The organism is Shewanella sp. TB7-MNA-CIBAN-0143 (assembly GCF_040310065.1).
Classification (GTDB): domain Bacteria; phylum Pseudomonadota; class Gammaproteobacteria; order Enterobacterales; family Shewanellaceae; genus Shewanella.
This window is the reverse complement of the sequence record NZ_JBEOPL010000126.1, coordinates 1-253: the sequence shown is the minus strand read 5'-3', so window position 1 is coordinate 253 and position 253 is coordinate 1. Positions and strand designations below refer to the sequence as shown.

Below are 253 nucleotides of genomic sequence, written 5' to 3'. Positions count from 1 at the left end.
CGCTCGACCTGTTCGGCGATCCAGTGCTCGAGCCGGGCGAGCGCATGCCGGTGGCGGCGCACGATGAAGCGAGCGGGGAGGGCGATGCGGCAGCCGGTGTCGACGACGGTCGACAGGCCATGCTGGACGGGTTCAGTCCGCCAGCGGATGCGGCCGTGGCAACGCGTGCGGAAGCGGAGAGTGCGGCGGCGACGGTTGCGGCGGTCGAGGCCGTTTCGACGCCTGAAGGCGGGACGGCCGCGAACGTCTACAG

At 71.9% G+C, this 253-nt stretch carries 1 protein-coding gene; it reads left to right on the top strand.

Annotated elements, in window-relative coordinates:
* The coding region (locus AAEY97_RS21385) for a hypothetical protein (protein WP_351001377.1) at window positions 1-253 on the top strand (253 nt) is incomplete at both ends.